The sequence below is a fragment of the Vibrio sp. Vb1729 genome, from assembly GCF_033338655.1.
GTDB classification, from domain to species: domain Bacteria; phylum Pseudomonadota; class Gammaproteobacteria; order Enterobacterales; family Vibrionaceae; genus Vibrio; species Vibrio alginolyticus.
The window spans coordinates 339690-351909 of sequence record NZ_JAWOTB010000022.1 but is presented as its reverse complement, the minus strand read 5'-3'; the positions used below and the strand labels follow the sequence as shown (position 1 = coordinate 351909).

Sequence of the window (12220 nt, the reverse complement as noted above, 5' to 3'; positions counted from 1 at the left end):
GCAATGACAAAACTCACCATATTTTATGACGGAACCTGCCCGCTTTGTGCCAAAGAGATGAAAGCGCTAAAACAACGCGATGCCAAGCAGCAAATCAAAACCGTCGATATCTATAGTGATGCATTCGCAGATTATCCTCAGATCGATCCTGAACAAGCCAACACCATTTTGCACGCCCTCAACGAAAAGGGGGAGCTTCTGCTTGGGTTGGACGTGACTCATCGTGCGTGGCAATTAGTTGGTCGCGGTTGGCTCTACGCTCCACTGCGTTGGCGCCTCGTTAAACCTGTTGCTGACTGGCTTTACCTCAAATTCGCAAAGAATAGGTATCGCGTCTCATATTGGTTAACAGGGACTTCTCGTTGCAATAGTGGGTCGTGTTCACGTTAATTGTGATCCCGCTTAAAAATGCTACGACCTTCGTCTAGATTTACAAATTTCCAGTACTTCTGATTGATTAACTCGGTTAATCTCTAAGCATTACAACAATAAGTATTAACACTTTTATCAGGCAAGCTTATTCAGCTTGTCACTTGTAACGCTGCGCCGAGAGAAGGACGTCTCTATGAATCTGACGATCAGAAAACGACTATATATCCTTTCAATAATTCCAATTCTAACCATGGCAATAGGCATGATGTGGTTCACCTATCTACAAACCACAGCCTACAACGAACACGAGATTGAGCAGACTCGAAGTCAAATGATGGAGATGAAAAAAGCCGAGCTCAAAAACTACGTCCAAATGGCGCGCTCCGCCGTCGAGCCACTACTCGCTCAAAATGCCCCACTTGAAGCAGCACTGCCTATCTTGAAACAGTTGGAGTTTGGCCAATCCGGCTACATCTTCGGTTACGATTCAAAAGGCGTGCGTGTCGTGGTGGGTAAAAACACCAAAGGCATCGGAGAGAACTTCTATAACTTGCAGGACAAGAAAGGCAATTACCTGATTCAGGATTTGATCAAAAATTCCAAAACTGGTGAGTTCACGACTTATTACTTCCCGAAACTCGGTCAGAGCGAAGCACTACCGAAACTCAGCTACTCGGTCTTCATTCCTGAATGGGATTTGATGTTAGGTACGGGCTTCTACACTGACGATATCGACGCCATTGTGGCAAACATGGAAGAAGCCGCGCATCAGGCCCTCAACACCACACTGACGGCAATTGCTCTGTTCTGTGTCTCGATTGCAGCTATCGTAGCGGTCTTCGCGGTGTTTGTTAACCGCAGCATCATGAAGCCTATCGAGCAGTTTGATGCCTCAATCCACTCTTTCGCGCAAGGCGATGCAGACTTAACCGCGCGTATGGAAGAATCAAGCGTGCCGGAGTTCACTCAGTTGAGCCGTAACTTCAATATCTTCGTTGAAAGCCTGCAAGGCATAATCAAGAGTGTTAGCCATGTCGGGCAAGAAGTCGTTTCAGAGACCAACGACATGTCACAGCGAGCATCGCAAGTGGACGAGTTGGCTTCTGGTCAGCGTGAAGAGACCGAACAAGTCGCAGCGGCAATGACCGAGATGACAGCAACAGCGCACGAGATTTCCAGTAACGCTAACCAAGCGGCGCAATCCGCCAAAGACGCCGATGAAAATTCACAGCAAGCGAAACACATTGTTGATTCGGCAGCGAACTCCGTCGAAGCGCTCGCGCTAGAGGTGTCGGAAGCCAGCACGGTGATCTCTCGCTTAGAGAGCGATGTACAAAACATTTCTTCTTCGCTAGAAGTGATTCAAGACATCGCCGAACAAACCAACCTATTGGCACTGAACGCAGCCATTGAAGCAGCCCGTGCAGGCGAACAAGGTCGCGGCTTCGCAGTCGTTGCCGATGAGGTTCGTAAACTGGCAAGTCGCACTCAAGACAGCACAGGCGAAATTCACCAAATGATTGAGCAATTGAAGTCTGGTTCGGATGCGGCAGTGAAAGCCATGGGTTCAAGCCAAGCGCGTGGTGAAGCAACGGTTGAAGAAGCACGAGCAGCCTCTGCCGCACTGCAAGAAATCCAAGCCGCAATTGCTAACATCATGGACATGAACACGCTTATCGCAACGGCAACTGAAGAGCAAAGCCAAGTTGGGCAAGAGATTTCACAACGTATTGAAGTGATCTCTCAACAAAGCAGCCAGTCGGCACACCTTGCCAACCAAAACCGAGCAGGCAGTGGCAACCTTAACCACAAGGCTAACGAGCTGTACGACTTGGTCGGTCGCTTTACGGTTTAACGCTTTCCTGACCCATTCACTATGCAAACAGCGACGCCAAAACGTCGCTGTTTTTATTTCTGCTATCATAATGCGACTTAGCTATAATGCCGCCAACTTAGCACCCACAAGGGCAAACAAGATGATTATTATGACCACCAATTTCGGTGACATCGAAATTGAATTGAACCTAGAACGAGCGCCAGTTAGCTCAAAGAACTTCAAAAAATACTGTGAAGATGGCTTCTACGACGGCACCATTTTCCACCGCGTTATCGACGGCTTTATGATCCAAGGTGGCGGTCATACCGAAGACATGGCAGAAAAGCCAACACGCGCCCCTATCGCGAACGAAGCAAACCGTGGTCTAAAGAACCTTGTTGGCACTATCGCAATGGCGCGTACCGATGCTCCGCACTCTGCAACAGCACAGTTCTTCATTAACTTGGAAGACAATGATTTCCTAGACCACACCGCAACTACCAACCTAGGCTGGGGCTACGCCGTGTTTGGTAAAGTAACCGCGGGTATGGATGTCGTAAACCGCATCGCGAAAGTGAAAACGACCTCTAAGCTTGGTCACGATGATGTGCCATGCGATCCAATCATTATCGAGAAAGTGACGATCAGCGAATAAGCCCATTCATCTCTTCGGAGAAGTCGTCGCTATAAAACGACAAAAGCGCCTAACGTCTGATGACTTAGGCGCTTTTTGTTTTCGTTGCCGAAACAAATGAGCAGCGAGTTTACAGTGTAAAGAGTGAGCAGTTCTAGCGATTACATCCCTTTGAACAAACTTTGAGATGCACGACTCACAGGGAGCTTAGTTTCTCCAACATGCACAAACATTCTTCCAGCAAAGTCTTTGTTTACTTTGTTAATTTTGCACACTTGCACCACGCTTGAACGGTGCACTTGCCAGAACTGTTCTGGGTTAAGCTGCCCTATCAACTCTTTCAACGATGTACGAATCAAATACTCCTGCACTTTGCCTTGTCCTTGTTGGGCATACACAGAAACGTATTTTTCTTCCGCTTTGAAATACAACACATCAGACGTGGCGATCAGATGAATATCTTCCCCTTGCGTCGCTTTAATCCACTGTAAATACTGCGGCGTTTGTGGCGCGGATAATTGCTGCAACTGCTCTAACAGGCTGCTCATCTGCACATTGCTGCTCTCTTGTGTTCGCTTAGCAAGGCGTGCTTTCACTCTTTCACACGTCGTCAGGAGGCGCTCATCCGAGATAGGCTTAAGCAAATAATCGGCAGCATTTTGCTCAAAAGCTTTGATGGCGTAATCATCGTACGCGGTGACAAACACAATCAAAGGTGGATTGGCGAGTTGATTGAGCTTTTGTGCTAATGTCATGCCATCCAAAACTGGCATACGAATATCTAGAAACGCAATGTCAGGTTGACTTTGCTCAATGGCTTGCAACGCTTGTTCACCATCGGCGACTTTGGCTATCACCTCTAACTCTGGCCACACTTCAGCTAGGCTTTTATCAAGATGACGCCTCAATAGCGGTTCATCATCAGCAATAATGGCAGTAAACCCTGTATTCATTCCTTTCTTCCTTGATTACGATTCCATTGGCCAACTCAGGCGAACACAAACGCCACCCTGAACAGACTCACTGATAGAGACCTCTCCTTGCCCTGCGAACAAAGCTTCAACTCGCTGCTTGAGATTACTTAGACCCACACCAGAGCCCATGTGACCACTCACGTGATTCAAGCCAACACCCGTGTCTCTGACTTCAATCTTCAAGTTCTGTTGTTCGCGCTTGATGAGCAAGCTGACTTCACCACCCTCTCGCTTCGGCTCAATACCATGGATGATGGCGTTTTCGATTAAGGGTTGTAGCATCATCGGCGGTAACTCGGTTCTGCCTAGTCCCTCTTCAACCTCAATCTTGTAACTGAGTCGTTCACCCAAACGAGTTTGTTGAATACCCAAGTAAGCTTCAATTAACGCCGTTTCATTGTCTATAGTAGTGTGCTCTTCACGTGAGCTTTTGAGCGTTGCACGCAGCAGCGCGGTTAACTGTTCTAGCATCAGCTTAGCTTTATCAACATCTTGCGACATGAGCGCGCTGATATTCGCCAAGGTATTGAATAGAAAATGCGGCTCAATCTGGCTTTGCATCTGCTTAAGCTGACTCAGCAAGAGCGCACGATCTTGCTCTGCTTTCTCGCGTTTGATGGCCTCTAACTCTCTTTGAGCAACCGCCTCTTTCTCACGCGAGTAAAAATAGAAATAACACATACCGCTAAACAGTAATCCCATTAAGCCAACAGGGATCATATCGGAGATACCAAAATACTCTCCGAGCCAAAATTGCGCATTAATCACCCCAAACAATAAACAGGCAACAAGCGAACACACCACTTCTATCATACGTGGGATGGTTGGAAACAAACGGTCAATCAACCATGAGAAGAAGATAGCCGAATAGCCAAATCCAAAGCTAACCGCCACATGAATGTAAAATGGACCGCCCCAAACCGAGAGCGTCATTGCTGCGATAAAGAGACAAAATGCCGTGGTCACTAATAAGCTACGCGGCCATCCACTTTTTACCACTGATTTTGCTGAACACATTTAGAGTTTCCCTTTGATATTAAATACAATCATATGCTTATCATTGATTTGTGCGTAAGCAGATTGGTCGTCTCCGGTTAAAAAGCGTGCGGCAACTTCCACTTCTACACTTTGATCGCCGGTATCAATCCATTGGTAGTTAAGCCACTGCGTGACAATCACACCGCCATCTTGTGGCGACAACATCACATCCAACGTGGGGGTTACATCAATTAGCCAGCCCATATCTGCTTTGCCGTTCCATGCAGCCCACGCTTCCACATCCCAACTCCAGTGCAGCATTACGTTATGCTGAACGATATTGGCATGCTGAAACCCTTGGGCGTAGCTTGTCGCAAGTAGAGATACATTGGGATCAGGGATCTGAGAAAGTAATTCGCCACGCCCTATTGCTTGTTGCCATTCGCTTTTCGACCATGCTCGGCTGTCGTACCAATATTCAACAATCACGTTGTGTCCGGTTTGGTTTGCCCAGTTCAATCCAATTAAGGCTTGGAATGCGCTGCCCTGCTCCTCAACCGAAACAGGTTGGTAAAGATCACCTAGCTGAAACTGATAGCCGACACTTTGTCTTTGCCACAGCATGGAACCGTGCATGGCGATGGATTCATCCCACACAGCAATGGCACTGGCGCCAAGTAAACCTCGGCGCACATCATCGTAATAACCAATAAGTTGATACTCGGTGTCACCCACTAGCGCATAACGACGAATACCAACACCTTGTTGCTCTGCGGCTTGATCAAGTGCACTTTGGTCTTGTTGCCCCCAGCTTGAATCCGTTGCAATCACCGTCCACTCGCCGGCCATATCGTAGTGTGAAAGTGAAAACACGCCCGCGCCCTCTTCTGCGACTAAGCCAACCGGGTTTTGTCGATAAGGCTTAAACAGATCCAAAGGTCGGTAGCCATAACCCACGCCCCAATCCACGCGCAACTTACCTAAGCTCACATCAAGAGTGGTATCACCGACTTGCCACTCCCCTAGCCAAGCCAGCTCACGAATCAGCAACTGGTTATCAGCTTCACTCCACCACTCACTCTCTCCTTGTTGATTGAGGTACAAACCTTGGCTGTACAGAGCGAACAAACCACTGAAGTTCTGATAATTCACCTGCACATCCAACAGTGCATTAAGTGAATCACGAGAACTGCCCTGCGCCTGCATAAATGCGCTGTCACGCTGCTTGGCAGTTTCGTAACTGACAGCCCAATCCCACTCAAAACTCAGTTCGTCATTGGCAAAAGCAGGGGCTGACGCACCCACACACAATGAGGCAGCAATCAGCAAACTGGTGCTTTTGTTAAGGTTAGGCTGGTGCGGTTTCATGTAACTTCCTTGCTCGTTTTCATGGTTCTATTTACTGAGTTCAGGCTAAAGCTGAGTCGTATTGGCTTTAGGCAGATAGCTTGGGTTGTAGAACTTGTTATCCAGTTGCCAAGGCACGATTTCTTGGTACTCGATAACGGTCTTTTTGCTCGGCTGAATGCTATCAAGCAAGGTCATCTCACTGACGTAGTCTTCACCGTTGTCGCTTGCACGTCCGTATTGCGCTTGCTTGGCAAGTTTGCCAGAGCGCAGGTAAAGATCGGCTTTGATTGGAAACGCATCTTGCTCAGACAACCACAAGTCGATCTTCTGATAACTCGCCCCTTTGGTTTTCGCGGTTAAGGCAAGGTGATAAGCCGCAACACTCTCTCCGTTCACCGAAACGGTTTCTGTCGCTTTCCATTCACCTTGATAATCTTGGCTCCACGTCAGGGTTGAGATGTCGCCGATAGACGCTTCACCAAGCAGTTTTTGCATTGGCGTAATTCGAATCGGACGGCGGCTCTTTGGCATTTGCAGCCAGTAGTTATCGCCCATCATCAGCATCTTTTGCCCAGCTTCAACCGCCGATTTGAACACCACCAGCGATTCACGATTTGGACGCGTGTACACATGGTAAAGGCGGGTTTTATCTAATTCTTGGTCTTGATATAAGCGCACCAGTGACACCACTTTGGAGGAATCATCTTGCAAGCGGTAGCTATCCGCTTTTTCAATCAATTGCGCGACTTGCTGTGCATCTAGCGCTGTTTCATTCGCACTGGCATTCATGCTTGCAATGCTGCTTACCATCAACAGTGAAATTGGTAATAGTGATTTGAAATTAAACATAAATCAGTGCCTCCGTAATTGGCTTGTTCACCCCTTTGCGTGCCGAGAAAAACGCCGCAACCAAACAAATCATCAATACTGCAAATCCAGCTATAGCCACCAGCTCCCAAGAGAAGTAAATCGTCAATGGGTAACCTTCTGTGCGTCCTGGCGGTGGCGGCATTTGCACATCCACGACCATCAGTAAGACGGTGACTAGCGCCGTAAACAAAGCACCGATTAAGCTGCCAATCACGGCAAGTAACCCTGCTTCGCGCAAGAACCCAGCAATAATTTCGCGAGGGTAGCTACCAAGTGCTGACAAGGTGCCAATTTCACGGGTGCGTTCCGTTACCGACATGGTCATGGTGTTAAACAGCGCGACAAAGACCACCAACGCCATTACTGCGCCCATGATGCCGAAGATGCGGTCGTACAAATCTTTCACTTTGAGATAGAAGAACGCACGTTCTTGCCAAGGCGTGATCTCAATATCTTGCTCGCCAAAGTTCTGCTTTTGCTTACTCAAAACCGAAGCCACTTGTTGCTCGACTTGGCTAGTTAAACTGGTATCGAACAGAAAGACAGATAACGCGCTGACTTTGTCTGAACCGAGCAGCGATTGCGCGCTGTTGATGTGTACGTAAAGCTGGCGTTTATCAAGCTCAGGCACGCCTGTTGAGTAGATGCCTCGTACTTTGAAGTCATACGCATTCAATGCGCCATCGGTAGTGGTCGCCAGCAAGGTAATCCAATCGCCAACGTGCACGCTTAGGTTGTTCGCCAAATCAACGCCAAGCATCACTTCTGGCTCTGTAGGGTCATAACGCGATGCATGAATTTTGGACAGCGTTTGCCCTTCGCGCACGTCCAAAAACGGTCCTTTCATATCGAATTCGCGTTCGTTAACACCAATGCCGATAAAGATCGATGACTTGTTGCCGTTGGAAATCAAACCGCTGAACTCAACTCGAGGCTGCACACCTCGCACTTCATTCAACCCAATCAATTGCTTGGTGATGTCGTCAGCATGAGTTAACCCGTTACTCAGTGGCATTTCTTCTTCTTTAGCGAAGTAACCCGGCGTGGTTAACGTCAGATGCCCCGTGTCACGAGCTGTCGACTCTTTCAAACTGTCGTAGGTGTACAGACCAAAACCGCCCGCACTGGTTAAGGCAAACACGGCAATGGCGATGATCAGCATCGACAACAAACTGCGGCGGCGATTGCGTTGCAGGTTCAACCAAGCAAGGCGAACGGAAACTGGAATTAGCTTGCCCATGAAACCTCCTCCACACTTGCGTGCGTTTGGGTAATTTTGCCATCCACCAATTCAATGGTGCGATCGCAACGGGATGCCATGCGAGGGTCGTGAGTGGCGACGATAAAAGTGGTGCCAAGCTCGTGTCCGAGCCCTTTCATAATGTCGATGACCTTGTTGGCAGTTTGGCTATCAAGACTTGCGGTTGGCTCATCAGCGATCACCAATGCAGGTTTGTGCACTAAGGCGCGCGCAATTGCCACACGCTGCTGCTGACCGCCCGACAAGTTATCGGGCATGTGATGAATAAACTCACCCAAGCCAACGTGTTCTAGCATTTGTGTGGCGAGCTCGGTTTGTTCCGCTTTTGAAAAACCGTTGAGATGCAGCGGATACGCCACGTTCTCTAACGCCGTCATCACAGGGACAAGATTGAATTTTTGGAACACAAAACCAAGCTTTTCACGGCGCATTTTCGCAGCCTGCATTTGTCCGGTTGGGTATGGGCTGCCTGCAAATGTCACCTGACCTTGGTATTGAGTATCCAGCATGCCAAGCACGTTAAGTAAGGTGCTTTTGCCTGAGCCAGACGGCCCGCACAATGCCACCATTTCGCCGGAAAACACTTCACCAGACACGTCTCGCAATGCACGTACCGTTTGGCTGCCAAGGGCGTAATCGCGACTAAGTTGATTAAAATCGATCATGACGCCTCCCTAATATTTCGCTAGCAACGCTTTCGCGGTTTGCGTTTCTAGATTGCTGTCGCCCAATTGCTCCATTTGCGCTAACCATATTTTGGCTTGTTGAACATCTTCAGCGCGCAGTGCCGCTTCAATGGCGTAGCGATAAATCCACGAAGTAGCCGCGAAAGGTTGTTGGCTAAAACTCGGTTCATCGAGCAGAGAAAGGTACAGCTCGTAGCCACGCTCAAAGTGATTGAACATATCTGGCAGAGAAGTAAAGGTAGTGGCTGCCATGGCGGTGGCTAATTGATATTCCGGCAAGCCTTGTAAGCGCTGTTGTTCTTGCAGTGGTACTGGCTGATTCGCCATTAGATCCAAACCTTTTTGGATTGTGGCAAGACCGCGCTCGGTGAACTTCATCTTGTTCCAAGGCATAAACGCCTCACGACCTTGCAACGTCTCCGCACTACCTAAGTAAACCAAGGTCACCGGCGTTGCGCCTTGCTCTTCGAGTTGTTTAGATAATTCGCCGTAAACGGTATCAACTAAGCCAGAGTCACCCTGCGCTGCTTGGTTGAATTGACTGAGTGTGCGCTCGCTTGGATTAGCCAGAGCCAGATTGCTGCTAAGTGCAAATGCGGCGATAAAGGTACTTGCCAGTTTAAGAGCTTTGATTGAGCGAGATTGAGAAACCATCATGTACTGTCCTTAGTTGAACGTGATTTGATGGTTTCAGATTAAGGGAGAAGATCGCACGCTGCTTTTGCATGCGACCAATGGCAGTTATGCAGAGTGAATGGTATTGAGAGAGGATGAATGACATTCACTTAAACAGAAAATACAATTCCGTTCATTCGTAACGCTACATTTTTACGGCAGTCACAATAAAAACACTGGCTTAAAATCTGAGGCTAGTGTATTTATCCATCCCACAACTACCCATAACAGACAGTGCGCACTCTCCTTTCTTACACACCTTTGCATGGTGTCTGTTGTTTCCAAATCGAGATTCTTAGCATCGGAATAGTTTGAACTCTTCGAGTTTTAGTTGTTTTCGCACTCAAAATAGGTGCGTTATTAGGTCGTTGAAAATGAATAAGCGTTATTTCCCAAGAGTTGATTTGCCACTGCTCATGGCGATCATTCCGATCATGCTGTTAAGTTCGCTCACTCTCTGGAGTGCCAGTAGCTTTAATGAGGCGATGCTCTTCAAACATTTGGCGCGCTGCGGACTGACATTAGTTTGTATCTTGGTCATGTCCTCGATTCCAGCGTCCAGCTATCAGCGCTCAGCTCCATATCTCTACATTATTGCGGTTGCTCTGCTACTTGCTGTCGCTTTATTTGGTGATAGCACCAATGGCTCTCAACGTTGGCTCGATATCGGCTTCTTCCGCTTTCAACCGTCTGAGCTAATCAAACTTTCCATTCCAATCATGATCGCCTGGATGCTGCATATTGAAGGAGGTCGACCAGACAGTCGGAAAATTGCGTTTTGCTTACTTATTGCAATGATTCCTGCCGGGTTAATCGCGCTACAACCGGATTTAGACGGTGCAGTTTTTACCATCATTTATGCATTGTTCGTTTTGTTTTTGGCTGGCATGAGCTGGAAAATAATCTGCGGGTTTATTGCGAGCATTTTAACGTTAGCACCTATTTTATGGTTCTTCGTTATGGAAACCTATCAAAAGATCCGTGTAACACAGTTCTTGCACCCTGAGTCCGATCCACTGGGTTCGGGCTACCAAATCATCCAATCTTTGATTGCGATTGGCTCAGGCGGTATGAAAGGCAAAGGTTGGATGAATGCTACGCAAGGAACACTTGGCTTTATTCCAGAAAGTCATACGGACTTTATTTTTTCGACCTATGCGGAAGAATGGGGCTTTGTTGGCAGTTTAGTCTTACTCGCATTGTACTTGTTTATTACTGCACGCGTTATGTTGCTTGCATGTCAGTCTGACCACTTTTTTAGTCGGCTGGTAAGTGGCGCATTAGCGATGAGCTTTTTTCTGTATGCTTTTATCAATACGGGCATGGTGAGTGGCTTGTTGCCAGTAATGGGTAGCCCACTTCCCTTCTTTAGCTATGGCGGCACGGCGATGCTAACTCAAGGTATCTGTTTTGGTGTAATCATGTCGCTGTGTTATTCCAAATATCGTAACGCATAGCTCTGCTTGAGAAAAAGCGATCAAAAAAAGGCTTCCCTGAGGAAGCCTTTTTACAACGATATGAGCGAATTAATTACAGCTCTGCGTTGTGGTAAACCTGCTGAACATCATCACAGTCATCTAGAAGATCTAGGAATTTCTGGAACTTCTCAGCATCTTCACCCGATACAGGCGTATGAGTTTGCGGAACGAATGTGATTTCTTCAACATCGATCGTTAGATCTGGGAATGCACCGTTAAGCGCAGTTTTTGTTTTGAAGAATTCTGTGTGAGGTGCGAATACAGTGATAACACCGTCTTCTAGCTCAACGTCAGTAACGTCTACGTCTTCCATCATTAGCGTTTCTAGAATAATTTCATCATCGTCGCCTTTGAACTGGAATACCGCTTGGTGATCGAACATGTGAGAAACCGAGCCCTCAACACCAATTTTCGCACCGACTTTCACAAAGCATTGGCGTACATCTTGGAAAGTACGGTTGCCGTTGTCTGTTAGACAGTCAACGATAACGCTAGTACCGCCAGGGCCGAAGCCTTCGTAACGTGCTGGAGTGTAGTCTTCACCACCGCCACCGTTCGCTTTGTCGATCGCTTTATCGATAACGTGCGCAGGAACTTGGTCTTTTTTCGCTTTTGCGATCAGGTGTTTCAAAGACAAGTTCATGTCTGGATCACCACCACCGTTTTTCGCGCACATGTAAATTTCTTTACCGTATTTGGAATAAACTTTAATTTTCGCGCCTGCAGTTTTCGCCATAGAGGCTTTGCGCACTTCAAAACTTCTTCCCATCGGGATGTCTCTCTAAATTCAAATTTAATGCGAAGGATTTTAGCAAAAAGCGAAACCTTTTCAATTTCGCTTAGCAAAGGAATAGGGAGGTTACCTCATTCGTCGCATTGGATTGAACCATTGCCACGGTTCGCGTTAAGCGACACCCATTACTCGTTTGTACTTTTCGACCGATTGCTGGAAAAACGCCTTTTCATCAGCATCGTTAATCTTGGACAACTGTTCTTCTATTGCTTCAGGACCAGATTTGGCCTCTCTGAGCTTCCAAACCAAAAACGACGCCTGCTTATCCAGTTCGATTTTGTTTTTTTCGTCAGGCGGCAATAGGGATAGATTAAACGACATTCACAGCCTCAA

At 47.5% G+C, this 12220-nt stretch carries 13 protein-coding genes; 4 read left to right on the top strand and 9 right to left on the bottom strand.

Annotated elements, in window-relative coordinates:
* Positions 1 to 3 precede the first annotated feature (3 nt).
* The 3 genes from R7E29_RS12805 (at position 4) to R7E29_RS12795 (ending at position 2843) form a co-directional block, all read left to right on the top strand.
* Positions 4 to 390 (top strand): thiol-disulfide oxidoreductase DCC family protein, encoded by a 387-nt coding sequence (locus R7E29_RS12805; RefSeq protein ID WP_031780806.1) that lies wholly within the window; start codon positions 4 to 6, stop codon positions 388 to 390.
* A 175-nt stretch (positions 391 to 565) separates the two neighbouring features.
* Positions 566 to 2227, top strand: coding sequence for a methyl-accepting chemotaxis protein (locus tag R7E29_RS12800; protein WP_042522321.1), 1662 nt, complete (start codon positions 566 to 568; stop codon positions 2225 to 2227).
* Positions 2228 to 2348: 121 nt separating this feature from the next.
* Entirely contained in the window at positions 2349 to 2843 is a 495-nt protein-coding gene (locus R7E29_RS12795; protein WP_005374458.1) for a peptidylprolyl isomerase, read from the top strand.
* 140 nt (positions 2844 to 2983) lie between these two features.
* Here R7E29_RS12795 and R7E29_RS12790 read toward each other — a convergent pair whose 3' ends face one another.
* Genes R7E29_RS12790 through R7E29_RS12760 form a run of 7 tightly spaced genes read right to left on the bottom strand, consistent with a single transcriptional unit; the run spans position 2984 to position 9598 of the window.
* Positions 2984 to 3775: a LytR/AlgR family response regulator transcription factor gene (locus R7E29_RS12790; protein ID WP_042522318.1), complete on the bottom strand. Its 792-nt coding sequence runs from the start codon at positions 3773 to 3775 to the stop codon at positions 2984 to 2986.
* A 15-nt stretch (positions 3776 to 3790) separates the two neighbouring features.
* Entirely contained in the window at positions 3791 to 4813 is a 1023-nt protein-coding gene (locus R7E29_RS12785; protein WP_151515217.1) for a sensor histidine kinase, read from the bottom strand.
* Positions 4814 to 6142, bottom strand: a complete 1329-nt coding sequence (locus R7E29_RS12780; RefSeq protein WP_213906621.1) for a hypothetical protein — start codon at positions 6140 to 6142, stop codon at positions 4814 to 4816.
* A 45-nt stretch (positions 6143 to 6187) separates the two neighbouring features.
* Positions 6188 to 6973, bottom strand: coding sequence for an outer membrane lipoprotein-sorting protein (locus R7E29_RS12775; RefSeq protein ID WP_017633809.1), 786 nt, complete (start codon positions 6971 to 6973; stop codon positions 6188 to 6190).
* A complete protein-coding gene (locus R7E29_RS12770; protein ID WP_017633808.1) occupies positions 6966 to 8234 on the bottom strand; it encodes an ABC transporter permease in 1269 nt (422 codons plus the stop codon). The genes R7E29_RS12775 and R7E29_RS12770 overlap by 8 nt, the downstream gene beginning before the upstream one ends.
* The gene (locus tag R7E29_RS12765) at positions 8222 to 8920 is read right to left on the bottom strand and encodes an ABC transporter ATP-binding protein (RefSeq protein ID WP_206225787.1); all 699 of its coding nucleotides are present in this window, start codon (positions 8918 to 8920) and stop codon (positions 8222 to 8224) included. Before R7E29_RS12765 ends, R7E29_RS12770 begins: the two co-directional genes overlap by 13 nt.
* A gap of 9 nt (positions 8921 to 8929) precedes the next feature.
* Entirely contained in the window at positions 8930 to 9598 is a 669-nt protein-coding gene (locus tag R7E29_RS12760) for a hypothetical protein (RefSeq protein WP_005383200.1), read from the bottom strand.
* A 392-nt stretch (positions 9599 to 9990) separates the two neighbouring features.
* Here R7E29_RS12760 and rodA point away from each other — a divergent pair, with 392 nt between their 5' ends.
* Positions 9991 to 11073 carry a rod shape-determining protein RodA gene (rodA, locus tag R7E29_RS12755; protein WP_054576515.1) on the top strand — a complete coding sequence of 361 codons (1083 nt, stop codon included), beginning with the start codon at positions 9991 to 9993 and terminating at the stop codon, positions 11071 to 11073.
* A 73-nt stretch (positions 11074 to 11146) separates the two neighbouring features.
* On the opposite strand, the gene R7E29_RS12750 is transcribed toward rodA, so the two are convergent.
* Both R7E29_RS12750 and R7E29_RS12745 read right to left on the bottom strand, forming a co-directional pair.
* Positions 11147 to 11863 carry a YebC/PmpR family DNA-binding transcriptional regulator gene (locus R7E29_RS12750; RefSeq protein WP_005374482.1) on the bottom strand — a complete coding sequence of 239 codons (717 nt, stop codon included), beginning with the start codon at positions 11861 to 11863 and terminating at the stop codon, positions 11147 to 11149.
* A 135-nt stretch (positions 11864 to 11998) separates the two neighbouring features.
* Positions 11999 to 12208: a DUF3283 family protein gene (locus R7E29_RS12745; RefSeq protein WP_005374484.1), complete on the bottom strand. Its 210-nt coding sequence runs from the start codon at positions 12206 to 12208 to the stop codon at positions 11999 to 12001.
* Positions 12209 to 12220 lie beyond the last annotated feature (12 nt).